At 44.2% G+C, this 20,713-nt stretch carries 20 protein-coding genes; 15 read left to right on the top strand and 5 right to left on the bottom strand.

The annotated features are described in order from the left end of the window. Positions 1-87 precede the first annotated feature (87 nt). Both MZ182_RS11630 and MZ182_RS11625 read right to left on the bottom strand, forming a co-directional pair. A complete protein-coding gene (locus tag MZ182_RS11630) occupies positions 88-726 on the bottom strand; it encodes a hypothetical protein (protein WP_248066165.1) in 639 nt (212 codons plus the stop codon). A 51-nt stretch (positions 727-777) separates the two neighbouring features. After that, complete coding sequence (locus MZ182_RS11625; RefSeq protein ID WP_011789026.1) at positions 778-1,137, bottom strand: DUF2750 domain-containing protein; 360 nt, start codon at positions 1,135-1,137, stop codon at positions 778-780. 233 nt (positions 1,138-1,370) lie between these two features. On the opposite strand from MZ182_RS11625, the gene MZ182_RS11620 reads away from it, so the two are divergent. Together MZ182_RS11620 and MZ182_RS11615 are read left to right on the top strand one after the other, a co-directional pair. Then, the gene (locus MZ182_RS11620; RefSeq protein ID WP_248066163.1) at positions 1,371-2,663 is read left to right on the top strand and encodes a lytic murein transglycosylase; all 1,293 of its coding nucleotides are present in this window, start codon (positions 1,371-1,373) and stop codon (positions 2,661-2,663) included. Between the two features lie 106 nt (positions 2,664-2,769). Next, positions 2,770-3,261 (top strand): FKBP-type peptidyl-prolyl cis-trans isomerase, encoded by a 492-nt coding sequence (locus tag MZ182_RS11615; RefSeq protein ID WP_011789028.1) that lies wholly within the window; start codon positions 2,770-2,772, stop codon positions 3,259-3,261. A gap of 119 nt (positions 3,262-3,380) precedes the next feature. On the opposite strand, the gene MZ182_RS11610 is transcribed toward MZ182_RS11615, so the two are convergent. After that, positions 3,381-5,339, bottom strand: a complete 1,959-nt coding sequence (locus MZ182_RS11610; RefSeq protein WP_248066160.1) for a M1 family metallopeptidase — start codon at positions 5,337-5,339, stop codon at positions 3,381-3,383. A 251-nt stretch (positions 5,340-5,590) separates the two neighbouring features. Between MZ182_RS11610 and MZ182_RS11605 the strand changes: the two genes are divergently transcribed. From MZ182_RS11605 to ushA, 3 genes are all read left to right on the top strand, one after another. Next, positions 5,591-5,818, top strand: a complete 228-nt coding sequence (locus tag MZ182_RS11605) for a DUF3389 family protein (protein ID WP_011789030.1) — start codon at positions 5,591-5,593, stop codon at positions 5,816-5,818. Between the two features lie 88 nt (positions 5,819-5,906). Beyond that, entirely contained in the window at positions 5,907-6,578 is a 672-nt protein-coding gene (locus MZ182_RS11600; RefSeq protein WP_248066159.1) for an alpha/beta hydrolase, read from the top strand. 364 nt (positions 6,579-6,942) lie between these two features. Continuing rightward, positions 6,943-8,691, top strand: a complete 1,749-nt coding sequence (ushA, locus tag MZ182_RS11595) for a bifunctional UDP-sugar hydrolase/5'-nucleotidase UshA (RefSeq protein ID WP_248066157.1) — start codon at positions 6,943-6,945, stop codon at positions 8,689-8,691. Positions 8,692-8,817: 126 nt separating this feature from the next. Here the strand turns inward: ushA and MZ182_RS11590 are convergent, their stop codons facing one another. Both MZ182_RS11590 and dusC read right to left on the bottom strand, forming a co-directional pair. Further along, a complete protein-coding gene (locus MZ182_RS11590; RefSeq protein ID WP_248066154.1) occupies positions 8,818-9,177 on the bottom strand; it encodes a TraR/DksA family transcriptional regulator in 360 nt (119 codons plus the stop codon). A gap of 203 nt (positions 9,178-9,380) precedes the next feature. Next, a complete protein-coding gene (gene dusC / locus MZ182_RS11585; RefSeq protein WP_248066152.1) occupies positions 9,381-10,334 on the bottom strand; it encodes a tRNA dihydrouridine(16) synthase DusC in 954 nt (317 codons plus the stop codon). A 244-nt stretch (positions 10,335-10,578) separates the two neighbouring features. On the opposite strand from dusC, the gene MZ182_RS11580 reads away from it, so the two are divergent. The 10 genes from MZ182_RS11580 (at position 10,579) to htpG (ending at position 20,503) form a co-directional block, all read left to right on the top strand. Then, entirely contained in the window at positions 10,579-10,989 is a 411-nt protein-coding gene (locus tag MZ182_RS11580; protein ID WP_011789035.1) for a hypothetical protein, read from the top strand. 133 nt (positions 10,990-11,122) lie between these two features. Then, a complete protein-coding gene (locus MZ182_RS11575; RefSeq protein ID WP_025007736.1) occupies positions 11,123-11,971 on the top strand; it encodes a DUF692 domain-containing protein in 849 nt (282 codons plus the stop codon). Next, on the top strand, positions 11,971-12,717 hold the full coding sequence (locus MZ182_RS11570; protein ID WP_248066149.1) for a DUF2063 domain-containing protein: 747 nt from the start codon (positions 11,971-11,973) through the stop codon (positions 12,715-12,717). The genes MZ182_RS11575 and MZ182_RS11570 overlap by 1 nt, the downstream gene beginning before the upstream one ends. A 148-nt stretch (positions 12,718-12,865) precedes the next feature. Continuing rightward, entirely contained in the window at positions 12,866-12,988 is a 123-nt protein-coding gene (locus tag MZ182_RS21300) for a hypothetical protein (protein WP_011789038.1), read from the top strand. Between the two features lie 81 nt (positions 12,989-13,069). Further along, positions 13,070-13,435 carry a YbaN family protein gene (locus MZ182_RS11565; protein WP_011919455.1) on the top strand — a complete coding sequence of 122 codons (366 nt, stop codon included), beginning with the start codon at positions 13,070-13,072 and terminating at the stop codon, positions 13,433-13,435. Between the two features lie 232 nt (positions 13,436-13,667). After that, positions 13,668-14,219 carry an adenine phosphoribosyltransferase gene (apt, locus tag MZ182_RS11560; RefSeq protein WP_081429832.1) on the top strand — a complete coding sequence of 184 codons (552 nt, stop codon included), beginning with the start codon at positions 13,668-13,670 and terminating at the stop codon, positions 14,217-14,219. A 37-nt stretch (positions 14,220-14,256) separates the two neighbouring features. Beyond that, complete coding sequence (gene dnaX / locus MZ182_RS11555) at positions 14,257-17,193, top strand: DNA polymerase III subunit gamma/tau (RefSeq protein ID WP_411028093.1); 2,937 nt, start codon at positions 14,257-14,259, stop codon at positions 17,191-17,193. A gap of 169 nt (positions 17,194-17,362) precedes the next feature. Further along, entirely contained in the window at positions 17,363-17,692 is a 330-nt protein-coding gene (locus MZ182_RS11550) for a YbaB/EbfC family nucleoid-associated protein (protein WP_007648738.1), read from the top strand. A gap of 12 nt (positions 17,693-17,704) precedes the next feature. Continuing rightward, positions 17,705-18,304, top strand: coding sequence for a recombination mediator RecR (gene recR / locus MZ182_RS11545; protein ID WP_011789042.1), 600 nt, complete (start codon positions 17,705-17,707; stop codon positions 18,302-18,304). A gap of 285 nt (positions 18,305-18,589) precedes the next feature. Further along, positions 18,590-20,503 (top strand): molecular chaperone HtpG, encoded by a 1,914-nt coding sequence (gene htpG, locus MZ182_RS11540; protein WP_011919453.1) that lies wholly within the window; start codon positions 18,590-18,592, stop codon positions 20,501-20,503. Positions 20,504-20,713: the final 210 nt, after the last annotated feature.

Raw genomic sequence — 20,713 nt, 5'->3', positions numbered from 1 at the left:
CGTTCCTTTGTTGAAGTTTGTTTAGTGGATTAATTTACCATTAAGTTAGCAAGAGAGTGTCCGGTCTTGTCGCCTTGAACCATCGCGTTATATCAACTCGGCTTCAAGATCGGCTAACACTTGACGTTTCATTTCCTTAGCGGAAGCAATGTGAATACGTGCGAGCCTGAGGGCATAATTGAAGCGAGCTCGACCGACTAAACGCACGAGGTCTGCAAAAAAACGCGGATCTAAGGTAAATTGAGTGCTGTAATAGTGGATAGCTGCATGCACTGATGTATAAGTAACACCATCAAATTCAAAGCCAGCACTATAACCTTGATCATCAATTTCTATTTCTTCGAGCCGTAGTGGCCAGCCTGGAGCATTGATCCTATCTCGAGCGATTTGGTACATCATCCAAGCACTTTTCTTAAATCCTTCAAATACGTTGCAGGAAAACTCCGACTCGGCGAGTTCAGCTTCCGTCCAGTTGATCCCGATCGCCAAATGCTTGGCATAAATTCGCATCAATGCATCTTTAACTGCCATACGGCAGTCCCAAATCGAGGTTAACGGATGTTGCTTAGCTAGCTTGGCACACTCACTACAGGCAGGAACGGCCAATGATGGGTGAGGGGTATGAGTTTGGCTGTGATACTCAAAATGTTGATTACAAGGTTCGCCACAAAACCAGCAGGTATGACGTTTATCGAAGGGAATATCTATGATGGGGATAGCAGACATCAAGGTTTGATTACCTCATTCCTTGATGTCGTTAATAGATGATTGACGTGCTTAACACTCTTCAACATCAACTAAGTCTTTTGCTAATACAATAGGGTCGAGTTCCAAACATTCTTCATTTGTTTGCCAATCAACACCGATCAACACGCCATCGTCATTTAGATCTGACACCCAATACTCAAGGAATTCTTCAAGGGAAATGGCAACAGCTTGGTAATCATGCCATTCGTCACTGCAATGGGATTTTGCGGCAGCTTCGCTTGACCATAATGGCATCACATCAGTGTCTTCAAATTCAGATGAGTCGCAAACAACCCAACCTTCACCTGTTTCATCCATTAGACCCCAAAGCGTCTGATGTTCTTTTACATTTTCGATAAAGCCAGCCAAAGCCGCATTGATTTCTGTCATGATAGGTCTCTTTGAAGTATGCCGTTAACCTGCCCATTATACGGTAACATCGACAGAGGCCAAGGGATTCTTTGTTAAGATTTTTCTTGTGTTGGATAACTGAGCAATAAGACTCGACATAAGCGTATTTATGGCAATAAGGATTGTGTTAGTCGCCACTATGGGTCAGGATTATTAACTCAGTTGAGTACAACACAGTGATTGTTGTGAAATCAAATATTGGAGTTGTCGATTTGATTAAAATGAAAGGTTTGACCTATCTTGCGGCTAGCTTTGCAGCCTGCGTTAGTGTGAGTGCTTGCTCGAGTGCGCCAACGTCCAGTGTTAGCAGTAATAATGCCATTGCAGATCCTAATGCGGCACTTGCCACTGTGGATATCAATGCCACAGTGCAATTAAATGCCGATGCCTTTGCTAGTTGCCTCACAACGCTACAGGCACGAGCGCGAAGTGAGGGGTTATCAGAGGAAACCATTAATAATACCGTTGCGCATTTACAATTTGTGCCGCGCGTGATTGAGCTCGACCAACAGCAACCTGAATTTAGTCAAACTTTTGCGAATTATTTTACTAAGCGAGCTACCGATTGGCGAGTCAATGAAGGGCGACGTTTATTACAAAAGCATCGAGCATTGCTGGATAAGTTGTCGCTGCAGTATGGGGTACCGCCACAATATATTCTGTCTTTTTGGGGACTAGAGACCAATTATGGCTCCTACAAAGGAAAAATGGCCGTATTGGACTCGCTGGCAACCTTGGCCTGTGAGCCACGTCGTAGCAGTTATTTCACCACCGAATTGATGCAAGCACTTAAGTTAAAAGAAAAATATCAGTTTGATAAAAACACTATGGTGGGCTCTTGGGCGGGGGCAATGGGGCATACACAGTTTATGCCTTCAGCCTATGCTAAGTATGCTATTGATGGCGACGGTGACGGCAAGGTGGATTTATGGAATAGCACAGAAGATGCCTTGACCTCTGCGGCTAATTTTTTACAAAATTTAGGTTGGCAGCGTAATGAGCGTTGGGGGCGTGAAGTTTTACTACCAAAGAATTTTAGTTACAGCCATTTAGGTGCAAAACAGACATTGCCTTTAGCTGAATGGGCTGCGCAGTCTGTAACCCTGACTAATGGACAACCTTTGCCACAAGCGGATATTCAGGCTGCATTATATTTACCTGCGGGTCATACGGGTCCTGCATTCCTAGGGTATGAAAACTTTAATGTGATCATGCGTTGGAACCGTTCAGAGTTCTATGCCATTACCGTAGGACATCTAGCGGATCGTATTAATGGTGGCGAGCCTCTAAAAGTTGCTCCGCCTGAACAGCCTCGTCTAAGCCGTGAACAAGTTAAGCAACTGCAAGAAAAATTGAATGAGGCGGGGTTTGAGGTTGGTAAACCCGATGGTGTGCTAGGACGTAATTCAATGGCTGGGATCCAAGCTTTTCAGCGCAGTAAAAAAATGATTGCTGATGGTTTCCCAAGTCCTGAGGTGTTCGCCGCTTTAGGGCTAACGCTTTAATGTTAAGCAGATGTGCGGTGCAGACGGGATAAAAATGTGGAGTGAAAAGGTCAGTTTTGTTAAGCTCGCCCCACATTTGAAATCGAAGTAAATCAAAGGATATTCGATGAGCATTATTAAAGACGACATGGTTGTGCAGTTTAACTACACTCTGCGCGATGAGAAAGGTGATGTGATTGAGACCAACGAAGGCCGTGAAGCCATTGCCTATTTACATGGCCATGACAATATGATGCCAGGTGTTGAAAATGCCATTAATGGCAAAGCTGTTGGTGACAAGTTTACCGTGACTTTACCTGCGTCGGAAACCTACGGTGAGCGAGTTGAAGGAGACGCCGCGCAACAACGAGTGTCTGTGAAACACCTATTAGGCGCCAGCGTGTGGAAGCCAGGTATGACGGCTGTGGTACACACTGACCACGGTCAACGTCAAGTCACTATCGTTAAAGTAGGTAAATTTATGGCGACTGTGGATGTGAACCATCCCTTAGCGGGCCGTGATTTAACCTTCGATATCGAAATTGTCGGTGCTCGCGATGCCTCTGATGAAGAAATCGCCCATGGTCATGCCCATGGTGCTGGTGGTCATCACCACTAATTTTTAGGATTTGAAACTTGGTTTTGTTCCTCGATTGAAGATGAGTAAAACGGGTATGCAATCTTGAAGTTAAAAGCCCAAACCTGTTGGTTTGGGCTTTTTTGTCTTTTTCTATCTGGCTAGTGGTTATGTTCATGCGCTATGGGTTTGTCTGCAAACAGCAGGTCAAGGCTTGCTTGCGTTTGGGGATGATATCCAGAACGAGCATTAAGGTAGACATGCTTGGCCCAATCATAGTGCTCGGTACTCGCCAGCGTTTGATATAAAGGCAGGATAAGTCGACGTCGACCAATTTCGTTTACATATTGCTTTAGCGCGGGTAATACAATGTAATAGCGGTTATCTAATGCGAGTGAATACCATGCGAAAGCGATTTCACTGTTGCTAGTGCCTGTAAAATGGAAGGCATTATCTAGCTCGGCAAGTTTAGCTTGGTGTAAATTAATTCTTGGCATTTCGCTAATAAACCGCAACCACTGGTGGACGGTCCATGTCTTCGTTTTAAGGGCTTGGGCGCTAACCTTACCCTCAAGCCAAGTTTGCCTTTGAAGATCGACATCATCAAAGGCGTGGGAATTGGGGGGCACGAGGAATGAGGGTAATCCCTGGCCCTCAATCCAAGTATCGACTTCAGCTTCACTGACAATATTAGGGTATTTGTTTAATAGATTTAAAGATAAATACTCGCGGAACTGCTCAGTGGTAATACTCTGAAACGCGAAATGACTGAAATAATCTTTCACAAACGCATCGAAGCGTTGACGGCCATATTTTTGCTCCAAAAAGATTAAGAATAACTGGCCTTTCACATAGGGGACGCCGCTAAAGGCATCGTCTGGATCCCGTTCACCCAGTGTGATATGCAGCACTGAGTCCTCAGGTGGTAATGCTTCAAGCTCTGCTAACAGTTCAGAGTATCCAATCGTTTGTTCCATCAGGGCTCGGTTACGACCATAGAGATCTTCCATAATGCGGTTTTCAACATAGGTGGTAAAACCTTCATTAAGCCAGAGATCGCGCCAGGTTGCGTTGGTGACTAAATTGCCTGACCAAGAATGGGCGAGTTCGTGTGCAATGAGGCTGACTAAGCTTTTATCTCCGGCAATGACCGTTGGCGTAATAAATGATAAACGGGGGTTTTCCATGCCACCGAAGGGGAAGCTAGGCGGTAAGATAAGCAGATCATAACGTCCCCAACGGTAATCGCCATAACGCTTGGATGCTGTTTTTATCATTTCAGGCGTGTCGGAAAATTCTTTGCTGGCTTTGTCGAGCATAACTGGCTCTGCCCAAATACCCGAGATGTTATCTAAGGGAGAAAATTTTAAATCCCCAGCAGCAATAGCAATCAAATAAGCGGGAATGGCCTGCGGCATAGTGAACTGGGTTTGGTTGCTTGATAACACCTTACGTTCGGCCCCCATGACCACAGTAATGGCTTTATCTGCGGTTATTATCGCACTATAGGTTTGGCGAACGGCTGGCGTATCTTGCAGTGGGATCCAACTGCGGGCGTGAATCGCCTGACTCTGACTGAACATAAAAGGCAACTGTTTACCTTGGGTTTGCTCAGAGGTTAACCATTGAATACCGGACGGATTATTCGAGGTGTGATAGCTGATTTTAACCTTTTGGGTATCTTCATCTGCAAGTTTGATGGTCAGTGCCGCGCCTTTTACCGTGTCAGCGTTGGCTAGGGTGAAGGGCACGCTTTGCCATTTCCCTGCTGTATTTAAAGCCGTTACGCTGTTAATCGTTAGATCTCGAGTATCTAAGATGAGTTCTTTCCCCGCCTTATGCCAAGCCAAATCGAGGATGACTTCGCCGGATAAGTGGTTTTGCTTAAAATCGATGGCAAGGGCAAGCGCCACATGACTCACGCTGACTTCAGTGTAATTGGCATAGGTCAGTGTATCTTGGTTCTGCTGCGTCTGTGTTTGTGCAAAAGTGGCAGCAGGCTCGGAGGCTAAGGTGTTAGAAGCGCTATTGGCATCAGTGCTATTGGCATAGGTGCTGGGAAGAAATTGCAGCGCAAACAGTAGGGCGCTGCAAAGGACGGTTGGGCGAAGTGAAAGCATTATTTAACAGCCTAATGATGAAGTATTTTAGCTCGAGTTTTGGGCGATAAGTGCAACAATTTGCTTGGTGTTCTATCGGCCCATTCAATATCGGGCAAAAGTTTACCTGATAATCCACTGGATTTGTGATCTCACTGTTAGCTCAAATGTAATCAAACTTTAATGACTCGTATGCTGACAAGGAAATGCCATCGGTAAAAGACCACAAGTTTGCTATGATGACGGTGTTTTCACATAGGGCGGTTATCATAATGGTGATAGATTTTTCGCAGGGTAAGCTCATCGTCACTGAGTTCGAAGTGCAAGTGCGGCTCAATGTTGCCAGTATCGTACTGCAAGCGAGTGCGGAGGATATAGGTTTGCGACGTCAGCCACCTATGTTGATCGCCGATGGTGGCGGTGTGCGTTGGAGCTTAGTATTGGACTCAAATACCCAGTTACGTGCGATTCAAGATGTGCTGGGAATGGATGCGGAATAAAGTACGCCTGCGTCGCGTGTCTAACTTATAGATTTATCATCACTTTTTAGTTGATGAGTGTTTAATATCGAATTAGGGATTTTTTAGTATGTCAGTTTCTCTTGAGCGTATTGTTGTTGAGCCTAAGACGCCTGCTACGGCCGTGGTCATTTGGTTACATGGATTAGGGGATTCGGGGGCAGGATTTGCCCCTGTTGTGCCAGCCTTAGGGTTACCCAGTCATCATAGCATTCGGTTTATTTTCCCCCATGCACCAGAGCAAGCTGTAACCATCAATGGCGGCTACGTCATGCGAGCTTGGTATGATATTAAAAGTATGGATTTACATGACAGAGCCGATATGCAAGGGGTTTTGGCATCAGAGCTACATGTTAACGCATTGATTAATGAACAAATCGCGGCAGGTATTCCGAGTGAACGCATTGTCTTGGCTGGATTTAGCCAAGGGGGTGTGATGAGCTTATTCTCAGGGCTACGTTTTGAAAAAAGGCTTGCTGGCATCATGGCGTTATCTTGTTATTTACCGACAGCCGATGCGTTACCAGCGGACTTAAGTATGGCTAACCGTAATACTCCGATATTACAACAACACGGTGTGCAGGATGATGTTGTCCCGCTATCTGCGGGAGCCTTAGCCAAAGATGTTTTAATATCGGATGGATATCAAGTGCAGTGGCAAACTTACCCCATGGCACATTCGGTTATTCCTGCCCAGTTAAACGATATTCGTCAGTGGTTATTACAGCAATTTGAAATGTAGCTAAGTCTAATTGCTGATAAAAACGGCATGCGGTAATGTCAATATTATCCATGCCTGTTCTTTTAAGTGAACAATAGTGATTTCATTTATTTCCTTCTAAGTTGTTTATATTTAAAGGTTTAAAACTAATTATTTTGTTTTTATTTCTTCTAGCTTAAATGTATAAAATTTAATTGTTAAGCTTATTTTTTATTTGAAACAAATTAATCTTAAACCCTTTGGTAAATACCACATTAAAGTCACTTTTATTAATAAAAATGACACATTTCATCTTTATTATTTGCTATTATGCTCTGCGTCGAACTTGATAGAGTTCGAGACAAACTTTCTATGATAAAATAATTAAAATCAAGGGGTTGATGTAATGATAAATAAGCTTATTAAAGGATTGGTTGCAACGGCTGTGCTTGTAGCTCTCGCAGGTTGTAACAATAGTGATGATGATAAAATTCCAACAACATGTGCTGAAGCAGGGAGTGCTTGTACAACGTTTACTGTTTTACATACCAATGATAACCATGGTCGTTTCTGGGAAAACAGTGACGGCGAATATGGTATGGCGGCTCGTAAAGCCCTAGTCGATCAAATTCGTGCTGAAGTAAAAAGTAAAGGCGGTGAGGTTCTATTACTCTCTGGTGGTGATATAAACACCGGTGTGCCAGAGTCGGATATGCAAAATGCCGTGCCCGATTTCATTGGTATGAATTTAATTGGTTACGACGCAATGGCAGTCGGTAACCATGAGTTTGATAAAAGTTTAAATGTGCTAGATATGCAATCAAAACTAGCTAACTTTCCGATGCTGGCTGCGAATATTTATATCAAAGATAAAGATGGCCAGATTACGGATAAGCGCCTGTTTGATGCTTATCATGTTTTTGATGTAAATGGCCTCAAAGTAGCTGTGATTGGTTTAACGACCAAAGACACCGCACATTTGGTCAACCCTGAAAATATTTCAACCATACATTTCGCCGACCCACAGGAAGAAATTCAAAAAACGCTTAAAGAAATTGAAACCAACGAAAAAGTCGATCTAGTCTTTGCAACCACTCACATGGGGCATTATGCAGATGGTAATCATGGTTCTGAAGCGCCTGGCGATGTGTTGTTAGCACGTTCAGTCGCAAAAGGTAAATTGCAAGCGATTATTGGCGGGCACTCACAAAATCCTGTCTGTATGGAGCCTGGTAGCGACAATAAAGCTTACGCTAGCTTCAAACCTGGTGATGATTGTGCGCCTGATCAACAAAATGGCACTTGGATTATGCAAGCTCACGAATGGGGTAAGTATGTTGGTCGTGCCGATTTCGAGTATTTTAACGGTGAATTACATCTCGCTAGCTATGATTTAATTCCTATTAATTTATTAACCAGAGACGCTAAAGGTAATTTGGTTAAAGATGAAAAAGGTAATTACATCTTAGTTGATAAATTAATCAGCGCAGATCCAGTTGTAAAATCTATTCTCTATCCGTATCAACAAAAAGGTCAAGAATTACTGGATGTTGTTATTTCGTATACTGATGGTTTGCTTCAAGGGAATCGTGATATCGTTCGTACCCAGCAAACCAATTTAGGTCAACTCTTAGGTGAAGCTTATCGAACTTATAGTTTAGTTAATGCGGACTTTGGGGTTATGAACTCTGGAGGTATACGTGATTCCATCGCTATTGGTGATGTGAGCTATCGTGATGTTTTGAAGGTGCAACCATTTGGAAACTTTGTAGCCAAAGCGACGATGACCGGTAATGAAGTTGCTGAATATTTAGGGAAGGTAGGCACTAAAACTGGTGGCGGTTATGCGCAGTTAAGCAATATTAGTGTTACCATCGATTGCGATACTGCTACAGCCGATATCAGTGATATTAATAATCGAGGGTTTTCACCAATTGAGGAATACACCTTCTCAATCATTAGTTTTAGTGCTGCTGGTGGTGACGATTATCCTAAAATAGATGTGTTAAATACTCAGCAAACTGACGCAGCAGTTTTGCGTGAGTTTTTTGAAAAAAATCCAATGATTAAAGCTGCTGATTATGAGCCAGTTGACGGAAAAGTTGTTCACTTAAAAAATGGTATTGTAGTTTCTAATTGTGGGCAAAAACTGTAAAGAGCTATAGCAGTAATTTTAGTATTGCAGGTGAACTTGGCTTGTAAATACGTAATAAAATGCCACTCATTTGAGTGGCATTTTTATTGGTTAACTGACTGAGTGAACAGATAAAGTCTAAAGCTGTTAATGGCTTAGCCTAAGCTCATGGCGATGTTCATGCTGATAATGCTCGGCGCAGCTGCTGCAACGTTGTTCGGTGGGATCTTGATTTAAGCGTTCAATTTCTATTTCTGCTTCACAATCTGAGCACAGGCCATAGAGACCTAAGTCAAGCTGACAGATCGCGGCATCAAGTTTATTTAGTTGGCAGAAAAGAGGGTGTTCGGCCAAGGGACTTTGTGCCAATTGATCGATCAATTCGCCTAAACTTAGGTTGGCATAATGCGTCCCGAGTACTTCAAGGAACTGCGGGAGCGCGCCGATTTCTTTCCTTAGATTAGCCTCAAGCTCTGACAATTCATGTCTGATATGGGTGGTGCTCACGTAAAATCGCCTGTTTTATCTGACTCTAGGTGTTCAGTCTAATAGTTCCACTATCAGCGACTATGATAAAGATCAAGTATCAGCGAGATTTTTAGTTTTTTCGCAGTAATAAAACAGAAAAGTACTTCATTCCTATTGAATTATTGATGCAAATGTACGGTATCAATACCCATCACCCATGGCGTTACTATTACATAGGCAAATTAATGTGTTTTTGGTAAAGCATTGTGTGCCGCTTCAAGTTCTCTGACAATGTCTTCGGTTGTTTTATGGACTCTTAATGTTCTAAAAAGGGTATCCGCTTCAGGATATTGTCGATTGAGGTAGGTAAACCACTGTTTGATTCGAGCGGGGTAATAATCGCTTTTACGGCCATTGAGTTCCCTTTGAGTATAACTGAGCATAAGCGCTAAGGTTTGCGCCCAAGTATAAGGTGCGGCTCCTGTTTTTATGGTGTCAGCTAAATTGGGCAATGAAATGGCGCCACGACCAATCATAATGCTATCGCAGCCAGTCACGGCCATACAACGCTTGGCATCATCACTGTTCCAAATTTCCCCGTTAGCAATCACTGGGATAGGCAGACGTTTTCTCACTTCAGTAATGTATTCCCAATAGGCGGGAGGTTTATAGCCATCAATTTTACTGCGTGCATGAATGGCAAGTTCGGTTGCCCCCGCTTCATAGACAGCCAAGGCATTTTCCATAAAGAGTGACTTATCTTCATAACCTAGGCGGATTTTTGCCGTAACAGGGTGCTCGCTGGGCACGGCTTGACGCATTGCGCGGACAATATCGTGAATACTATCTGGATATTGCAAGAGTACAGCGCCACCGTTACTGCGGTTAACCATTTTCGCCGGACAACCAAAGTTGGCATCGACGCCATGGGAACCTAGCTCTACTGCTCGTAGGGCATTTTCTCCCATACATTGGGGTTCTTGACCGAGTAATTGAACACGTACTGGCGTACCTGATGGTGTATTCCCCTGATTGTGTAATTCAGGGCAAAGTTTAAGAAAAACTTTCTCTGGCAGAAGTTGATCTACCACTCGTACAAATTCAGTGACAAGTAAGTCGTAGGGATTGATTGCAGAGAGGATGTCACGCATCAAATCGTCTACCACACCTTCCATTGGAGCCAAAATCACACGCACAGCCGTTAACCCGCATCAGTTCTCAAAGGGCGTGCATTCTACCTTATCGTTCTAGCGTTGCGAACAAGAAACTTTTCCAGCTGGATTGAGTTATTGATTCGCCCTCTATCAGGGAATATTGAATATTTCTGTGATCTAAATGTGTTTTTTGCAATAGAATTGAGTTTCAACAGGTCTCTTGTTACAAACCAGCTACATAAACTGTTGTTGGGCACTTTACACCATAAACGACAAGGAAAATATTATGAACTCAGTTAAGAAAACCGCCGCCGCAGTTGCATTAGGTACTGTTGTTGTCAGCTCTGCTTTTGCTGTAAACGCACAAACCAATCCATTTGGTTTTCAAACTATGGATGCCGGCTATCAAGTCGTTGGATCTGAAGGTAAGTGTGGTGAGGGTAAATGTGGCGAAGGAATGAAAAAAGCCGCCGATAAAGCTAAAGAAGGCAAATGCGGGGAAGGCAAGTGTGGCGGCGATATGAAAAAAGCCGTTGATAAAGCTAAAGAAGGCAAATGCGGGGAAGGCAAGTGTGGCGGCGATATGAAAAAAGCCGTTGATAAAGCCAAAGAAGGCAAATGCGGAGAAGGCAAATGTGGTGGTGATATGAAGAAAGCCGCAGAAAAAGTGGAAGAGGTTAAAAAAGAAGTAAAATAAGTTTCAGCATTTTCAACACTGAACAGGCATTGTGTGGGATGTTGAATAACAAGCCAGCGAGAGCTGGCTTGTACTTTCAATGATCTTGATGATATTGCTGCATGAGATTTGCCTGTTATGGCAAAGAGGTTTTATGAGAAATCCATATCTTGAGCAGGTTGGGCTTGGCCTTCGGCGGGAAATGCTAACGGAGTTTTGCCATCAAGTGCCCAGTACCATTCAATTTTTTGAAGTTGCACCTGAGAATTGGATGACCCTTGGTGGTAAATATGGCAAGCAGTTTCGTCAGCTTACGGAGCAACATACTTTTTATTGTCATGGGCTTAGCTTATCCATTGGTAGTCCAGCACCCTTAGATGTCGAGTTTGTTCGCCGTGTAAAGGCCTTTATGGATTTGCACAAAATTCAAGTGTACTCCGAACATTTAAGTTACTGCTCAGGCCAAGGCCATTTATATGACTTGATGCCCATACCGTTTACCGATACCGCAGTCAAATATGTGGCAGCACGGGTTAAGCAGGTTGAAGATATCTTAGAGCGACCACTTATTTTAGAAAATGTCTCTTTTTACGCAGCGCCTGCTGCACAGATGACAGAGCTTCAATTCTTAAATGCAGTACTGGAAGAGGCTGACTGTAAGCTGCTCTTGGATATCAATAATATTTATGTAAACTCGATAAATCATCGCTACGATGCCAATGTCTTTTTAAATGCAATGCCCACTGAGCGTATCGCTTATTTACATATTGCTGGGCACTATAAACAAGCAGAGGATCTGATTATCGATACCCATGGTGCCGATATTAATGATCCCGTGTGGGCACTATTGCAAACTTGCTATGCCAAGCATGGGGTGTTACCGACGTTATTAGAGCGGGATTTTAATTTACCCCCCACCTCTGAACTATTACGCGAGATTGAACAAATTCATCAACATCAAGCGATTGCGTTTAATTCGGCTGTTGCGAAAAGGAGTGCTTAGTGAATTTTAAACAGGTTCAGCAGTCTTTTATCGACTATATTCGCGACCCCGCTAAGCCATTACCGACTGGGACATCCATTGAGCGAATGCAGGTTTACCGTGAATTATTTTTTAGTAATGTGATGGGGTTTGTCTCTAACGGTTTTCCGGTTTTGAAGAGTTTATACACCCAGAATGATTGGTTGATTTTGGTACAAGATTTTTTTAGTCAGCACGACTGCCAGTCTCCACTTTTCATCGATATCGCTGGGGAGTTCCTCGATTTTCTGCAACAGGAATACCAACTTAAAAATACTGATCCTGTGTTTATGTTGGAGTTGGCTCATTATGAGTGGCTTGAACTTGTCGTTGCAGTCGCACAACAGGATGCTAAGGAAGTGGAGCTCAAGCCTGAAAACATTCAAGATCTCCCGCTGTGCCTTTCGTCTACAGCGAGGGTCGCGCAGTACCATTATCCAGTGCAACTTATTCGTGATGACTTTTGTCCTACAGCATGCCTTGATACGCCAGTATTTTTTTGTATTTACCAAGATGAAGATAGTGAAGTCCGTTTTTTGCAATTAAACCCACTAAGTGCCCAAGTGTTAGCCTATCTTGCAGAGCAAGGCTTGATGAGTTTTGATGGTATAGTCAATTGGTTAACAATAACTTATCCGCAGATAACGCCTGAGGCTTTAGCACAAGGTTGTTTGCAGCTACTCGAACAGTTAGCCATCAAAGGCATAGTGCGGACTCATCAGTCTTAGCACGACTATTGATCAAAATAATTGCAATAACCCTACATAAAAAGGGTTTTTGTTGATTTGACAAACGGCTACAATGTCGCCCGTTTTGTGATCTCCATCACCGTTTGATTTCTGCACACTTATACTTGCATATACCTTAGGAGCTGTAATGAGTAGTCAGCCATTTAAAGACCCATTTAACTTTATGTATTTTATTGGTTTTATTTTAGTCTTATTGCTACCAACTCTGCCAGCAACCCTGATGTGGTTAAAGCAGTTAGGTTTAATTTAAGCGGGTTTTAATCTCGAATGGGTATACAATTGCCACTCTATTGAGTGGCTTTTGTTTTTTAGAGAAGGGCATTATCAGCTTATGGTATTGAAGCGCGGATTTTTTTTACTTTTGGGATTAACAGCTTTAGCCCTTGGATTACTTGGCATAGTGCTGCCCCTGTTACCGACAGTCCCTTTTATTTTGCTGGCTGCGTTTTGTTTTGCCCGTTCGAGCGAGCGTTTACATATGTGGTTGATGGCTCACCCTTGGTTTGCCGATGCATTAACCCAATGGCAGCAACAAGGTGCAATACGCAAAGGCTTAAAGCGTAAAGCAATGCTGATTAGTGCTCTGAGTTTTAGCATCAGCATTATGCTGGTGCCCATTATGTGGGTAAAAGGAATGCTCATTGCTATGGCATTGATTTTACTTTGGTATCTCAAAAGTATTCCCGAAGTTGAATAACGGGTGGCTGAATCCTTCTTTTAGGGAGATTTTGCCGTTGTGCTTACAGGGTTTGATCTCAGGCACAAATCGATAACCAATTTATTACTTGTGCGTTGTGATTGTTGCAACTCAAACCAAAGCGGCATAAGCTTTGTGCGATTTTTTGCAATTCGTCCACACTCGATGTGGACGTTTTGTTTTATACCGCCAATCTTGGCGAATTGATTAAGTAACTTACTAAGTAAATATGATGGCTATGAATACAGAAACCTTATCCTTGATAAAGCAAAGCATTAAAACGATTCCGAACTATCCTAAGGAAGGGATCCTATTTCGCGATGTCACCAGTTTACTTGAGAATGCCGCAGCCTATAAAGCGGCTATCGATTTATTGGTTGAACATTATCGTGGTCAAGGTTTTACCAAAATTGTCGGCACTGAAGCCCGTGGTTTCTTATTTGGTGCACCACTTGCTTTAGAATTAGGCATTGGTTTTGTGCCCGTTCGTAAACCCGGTAAATTACCCCGAGCGACTATCAGCCAAAGCTATGAACTTGAATATGGTCACGATAGCCTAGAAATTCATACTGATGCGATTAGCGCAAATGACAAAGTGCTCGTTGTTGACGATTTACTCGCAACCGGTGGTACGATTGAAGCGACGGTAAAACTTATCCGCCAATTAGGTGGTGAAGTGAAAGATGCTGCTTTTGTGATTTCATTACCCGATTTAGGTGGTGAGGCGCGTTTAACGGCATTAGGGCTTGAGTTGGTTAAACTTTGTGAGTTTGAAGGCGAATAATTCTTCAGCCAAAGGCGCCTTAGGATAGTTTGATGGCATGTCGCACCATGACATGTTATCTTTCAAAGTTCCCGGGGCGCATGCTCCCATTTTTGTATCACACACTCTGGGGAGTTCCATGTCATATCAGGTGTTAGCCAGAAAATGGCGCCCTGCCACATTTGAACAAATGGTTGGTCAAAGCCATGTATTGCATGCTTTAACCAATGCACTAAGTCAGCAGCGTTTACACCATGCTTACCTGTTTACAGGGACGCGAGGCGTAGGTAAAACCAGCTTAGCGCGACTCTTTGCCAAAGGCTTAAATTGCGAACAAGGTGTCACTGCCAGCCCCTGCGGCGTATGCGGTAGTTGTGTTGAAATTGCCCAAGGTCGATTTGTCGATTTAATTGAAGTTGATGCAGCGTCCCGCACGAAGGTCGATGATACGCGCGAGCTGCTGGACAATGTGCAGTATCGCCCGACCCGTGGCCGTTTTAAGGTTTATCTTATCGACGAAGTGCATATGCTGTCGCGCAGCAGTTTTAACGCACTGCTTAAGACCTTAGAAGAACCCCCTGAGCACGTTAAATTTCTCCTCGCGACAACAGACCCACAGAAACTACCCGTGACTGTGTTATCCCGTTGCTTGCAATTTAATTTAAAAAGTCTGACACAGGATGAAATTGGCACTCAGCTTAATCATATCTTGACGCAGGAGCAGCTCCCCTTTGAGGTTGAAGCGCTAACACTCCTTGCCAAAGCCGCCAATGGTAGTATGCGTGATGCGTTGAGCTTAACGGATCAGGCCATTGCTTTTGGTGGTGGTACTGTGATGCTCACACAAGTGCAGACCATGCTTGGTAGTATTGATGAGCAACACGTTATCGCCTTACTGAAAGCCTTAACGGATGCCGATATCACAGTACTAATGCAAACCAGTGCCCAAGTGCTCGCGTACGGCGCCGATGCCCAAGAAGTGTTGCGCAGTTTGCTTGAGCTGTTACATCAAATTACTCTAACGCAGTTTGCCCCCGCTTGTGCTCAGCAGTCCTTATACAGCGCACAAATTCGTGCTTTTGCTGAGCAATTAACGCCGGAGCAAGTACAGCTTTATTATCAGATCCTATTAACGGGTCGCAAGGATTTACCCCATGCCCCCGATCCTAAATCAGGCCTAGAAATGGCACTCTTACGGGCCGTTGCCTTTGTGCCAGAAAAGCCCGTTAAACGCTGGCAAGTCGAATCGCCAGCCGAGGTGAGTTTACCTGTAGGGCAAACATCAACTTCATTGGCGGCGTTAGCGACATCGGCAGCTGAAAAAAAAACAGATTTAGTTGAACAACCTACAGATGTTAACGTACATGCTGCAGTTGAGATTAATGCACCTTCGGATACAGCAGATAGCGCTTTGTTCGCAGAGCAAACGCTGATCATTAGCCAAGCCCTAAGTCAGGGATATAAGTTATCTGAATCCATTGCACCAACAAGCATCGAGATACCTGTCGCTGCGATATCGCAAAGTGAAGATACCAAAGTCGAAACACTGGTCTCAACCAATGAGCAGGCAGTTGTAAATAACACTGACAGTGATACCCAATTAGATTATGTCTATGGCCATGGGGATTACACCCAAGATGTCGCGCCATTGGATATTTATCAAGATGATTATGCGAGCTTTTCTTCTGAGTCATACAGTTCGTTGACTCTGGAAACGGTGGCTGAACAAGCGACTATTAACCCTGTTAGCCCTGCAACTCAAACCTCAACTCAAGTTGAAAATACCACTGGAGTCACTATTCCAACCGCCACAGGCATCGCAGTGGATCCCTCTTTAGGGCAATCCAGTTTCAAGCAAACTGCCACAGCCTCGTTGGAGGATGACGATATTTTATCGGCGGTATTAGCTGCAAGAGAGTCGCTGTTGTCGGATCTCGATGCCTTGAGCGCGAAGGATGGTGATGAAAAAAAGCCTTCACTGGATTTTAAACGTAAAGAGCCAACAATTGGCCCGTTATCTGCCACCAGATCAGATATCACCACTTCTCCTAAAGCGGTAAAGGCGGTATCTCAGTCTGTAGAATCCATTGACTCAGAATTTGATTTTGACGATGATTTTGAGCCCGTGCCACAGATGGATGGAGGGGTCGCTCAAAGCGTTACACAAGCAAACAAAAATCCAGAAGCATCGCAACCTTTAACACAAAATGGGCAAAAACCTTCGGGGGAAAAACCCGTCAGCGTCGATGATCCCAATGATCGTCCGCCTTGGGAGGCTGCCCCTGCTACAAATATGCAGCATCCTGTGGTACACCCTGTTTCAGCGTTGGAGCCAGTAGTTCCTACTGCAATGCAAGATGAATTGGTACCAATTGATCAGGCTCCCCATACGCCCGTTTCACTTATGAGCGAGCCTATAGAGGATGCGGTCAAGGAATCATTAACTGAACCAGTAACGGGTTTGTCGAATCAAACCGGACTGAGTGTGGTGCAGCCAGTCAGTGGTAATCCATTGGATTTACATTGGTATAAGTTAATGGCGAGTTTAGATATTGGCGGTCGAGTACGCCAACTTGCGGTTAATTCAGTATGCCAAGCGCAAAGCGATCCACTGCCATTACTGTTAAAACCCGATCAAAAACACTTAGCAGCCGATGTCGCAATCGTGCAATTAGAACAAGCATTGACGGCGGCGCTCGGGAACCCAAGGCGAGTACAAGTAGTCATAGGAAGCGATCCAAAGCGAGAAACACCCCTTGAGTTACGTAAGCGTTTTCATCAAGAACTATTACAACAGGCACAGCAGTCGTTAATTAAAGACGATAATGTTCAATGGCTTATTCAGCGTTTGGGTGCAGAGCTTGATACCGATACTTTAGTGTATCCTCCCGATCTGTTAAACCAACGGAGCCAGCAGATCCAAGCGTTACCTGAACCAGAGTTGACGAATGAGTTCACTCAGAGCGAGGGTAAACTAGCGCTAAGTAAGGCTTAATTATCAATGTGCCTGAATAGCAGTATTAAAATGAGTCATTGATGGAAACTCGCTATCAAGATCATAAGTTTATTAATGGGATCACGGCATAGATTGCCAATCCCATTAATTTCAGTAAGATTAGCCAGCTTTAAAGCTTGCGACTAACCCTAATAGAAGAGAAAAGACTATGTTTGGAAAAGGCGGTATGGGCAATCTGATGAAACAAGCCCAGATGATGCAAGAAAAAATGGCGAAGATGCAGGAAGAAATTGCTCGCATGGAAATGGTGGGCGAATCGGGTGCTGGCTTAGTCAAAGTCACTATGACGGGTGCACACACAGTGCGTAAAGTCGAAATCGACCCAAGTTTGATGGAAGACGATAAAGAAATGCTGGAAGATTTGATTGCTGCGGCCTGTAACGATGCAGCACGTCGAATCGAAGAGAATCAAAAAGCTAAAATGGCTGAAGTGACTGGCGGTATGCAATTACCACCAGGCATGAAAATGCCGTTTTAATTGAGATAAGCAATGAAATTCAGTCCACTGCTTGACGAGTTAATTCAATCCCTGCGTTGTTTACCTGGGGTCGGACCTAAATCGGCCCAACGTATGGCGTTTCAATTGCTTGAACGGGACAGAAAAGCAGGGCTTAAATTAGCCAGTGCACTGTCCAGTGCCATGAGTGATGTTGGCCACTGTCAGTCTTGCCGAACTTATACTGAAGAAACGCTGTGCCCCATTTGTGCTAGCCATAAACGCGGCTCATCTTCCACCATTTGTGTAGTGGAAACGCCTGCCGATGTGTTGGCTATTGAGGCGGGTGGACATTTCACAGGCCGTTATTTTGTACTACTTGGCCATTTATCTCCCCTTGACGGTGTTGGCCCTGAAGAATTAGGGCTGGCTTTACTCGAGCGTCATTTAGCCTCGGGGGATGTCAGTGAGTTGATTCTAGCAACCAACCCAACGGTAGAAGGTGAAGCGACAGCGCATTTTATTGCCGATATGGCAAGACGTCATAAGGTGATGATCAGCCGTATTGCCCACGGTGTTCCCGTTGGCGGTGAGCTTGAATATGTGGATAGCACCACGTTGGCACTCTCATTTAATGGGCGTTTGCCGTTGTAAATCTTGCCGATAATGGATTGTTAATCAAGTTGATAGGACTCGCTTTTGCGGGTCTTATTGTTACTAGATATTGTTTCTAGATATTGTCGTTTAATGCCGTTGTCTTGGCTCACGCCTGTGATTGTTAAATAAAGGCCGCTATTTTACAGTGGCTTTCTTTTGTCTTATTTTTCACCATTCAAACCTCGTTTTATTCCTTGCCCTTGAAAAGCAAATTTGCAGCCCCATTTAAGTAAGCACTGAGCGTTACTTTTACCAAATTGCGTAACAAATAAGGAAAATTTCATGTCACAACAAGAAACTCATGGTTTTCAAACTGAAGTCAAACAGCTGTTGCATTTGATGATCCATTCTTTGTACTCCAACAAAGAAATTTTCTTGCGTGAACTGGTCTCCAACGCTGCGGATGCGGCCGATAAGCTGCGTTACCTCGCGTTGACCAATGACGCATTATATGAAGGTGACGGTGAGCTGCGTGTGCGCATTAGTGCAGACAAAGATAAAGGCACAGTGACCATCGAAGATAATGGTGTGGGTATGACCCGTGATGGCGTGATTGAGCATTTAGGCACTATTGCAAAATCAGGCACCGCCGAATTCTTCAAAAATCTCTCTGGCGAAGCCTCAAAGGACTCGCAGTTAATTGGTCAGTTCGGTGTGGGTTTCTACTCCGCCTTTATCGTGGCGAAAAAAGTCACCGTTCGCACCCGTGCCGCCGGCCATAAGGCCGATGAAGCAGTATTGTGGGAATCGGAAGGTGAGGGTAGTTTCACCGTTGAAACCATCACTAAGGCGAGCCGTGGTACTGAAATCACCCTGCACCTACGTGATGAAGAAAAAGAGTTTGCCGATGATTGGCGCCTACGTTCTATCATCACTAAATACTCAGATCATATCTCTGTGCCCGTAGAGATGTGGCAGGAAGGCACACCAGAGCGCGACGGTCCAGACGGCGAAAAAATTCCTGCAACCGAAGGTTACTGGAAAGTTATGAACAAGGCGACAGCCCTGTGGATGCGCAATAAGTCTGAGATTAGCGACGAAGAATATCAAGAATTTTATAAGCACATTTCCCATGACTACACAGACGCATTACTGTGGAGCCACAACCGCGTAGAAGGTAAGCAAGAATATACTAACCTCTTGTATATTCCTTCAAAAGCGCCATGGGATCTGTGGAATCGTGACCGTAAACACGGTCTAAAACTGTTTGTGCAACGTGTGTTTATTATGGATGACGCAGAGCAATTTATGCCATCTTACCTGCGTTTTGTGCAGGGCTTAATTGACTCAAACGATCTGCCGCTGAACGTCTCCCGCGAAATTTTGCAGGACAATCACATTACCAAAGCGATGCGCACTGGTATCACTAAGCGCGTGCTGGGTATGTTGGAGAAACTGGCGAAAGACGATGCGGAAAAATATCAACAGTTCTGGGCTGAATTTGGTCAAGTGTTAAAAGAAGGACCCGCAGAAGATTTCGCAAACCGTGAACGTATTGCTGGTTTACTGCGTTTTGCTTCAACCCACACGGGTAGCGCCGCGCCGACTGTGTCACTCGATGACTACATCAGCCGTATGAAAGAAGGCCAAACGAAGATTTACTATATTGTTGCCGACAGCTATGACGCCGCCGCTAACAGTCCACATTTAGAGTTATTGCGCAAAAAAGGCATTGAAGTATTACTGATGTCTGAGCGTATCGATGAGTGGTTAATCAACCACTTAACAGAGTACAAAGAAAAACAATTGCACTCAGTAACCCGTGGTGAACTTGAACTTGGCGAACTGGAAGATGCAGCGGAGAAGGAAGCACAGGAGAAACTTGCCGAGGAGTCTGCTCCTCTTATCGAGCGTATTAAAGCTGCACTAGGTACAAAGGTTGCCGATGTGAAAGTGACCTCTCGTTTAACGGATACTCCAGCCTGTGTGGTCACGGGTGAAGGCGAAATGTCGACGCAAATGATCAAGCTGATGCAAGCTGCCGGTCAACCCGTGCCGGAAGTGAAGCCAACATTTGAGGTAAACCCTGCGCACCCATTAGTGTCGCGCTTAAATGATCTTCAAGATGAAACCGCTTTTGCGGATTGGTCAAACTTACTGTTACAACAGGCGCAATTATCTGAAAAAGGTAGCCTTGCGGATCCATCGGCCTTTATTAAGCTGATGAACCAAATGTTACTGGCAAATATGAAGTAAAAAATTTGGGGCCCATGGACGTTATTGCTCAAATGGGCCCCAACTATTTTTGAGCTTATCTCAGTTTTAACTTAGTTATGTTTTAGCTTAAGCATGTTAAAACTAGCATCTATGTATTTTATTGGTTGACATGATTTACGCTATAACGCGTGGCGAATATTACCACAAAGGCATGTGTATCAAGGTGAGGACTTAAGCTTAATGATGGCG

Origin of the sequence: Shewanella sp. JNE2, from assembly GCF_023159115.1 — a bacterium.
GTDB lineage: Bacteria > Pseudomonadota > Gammaproteobacteria > Enterobacterales > Shewanellaceae > Shewanella > Shewanella putrefaciens.
This window is presented reverse-complemented; position numbering and strand designations above follow the sequence as displayed.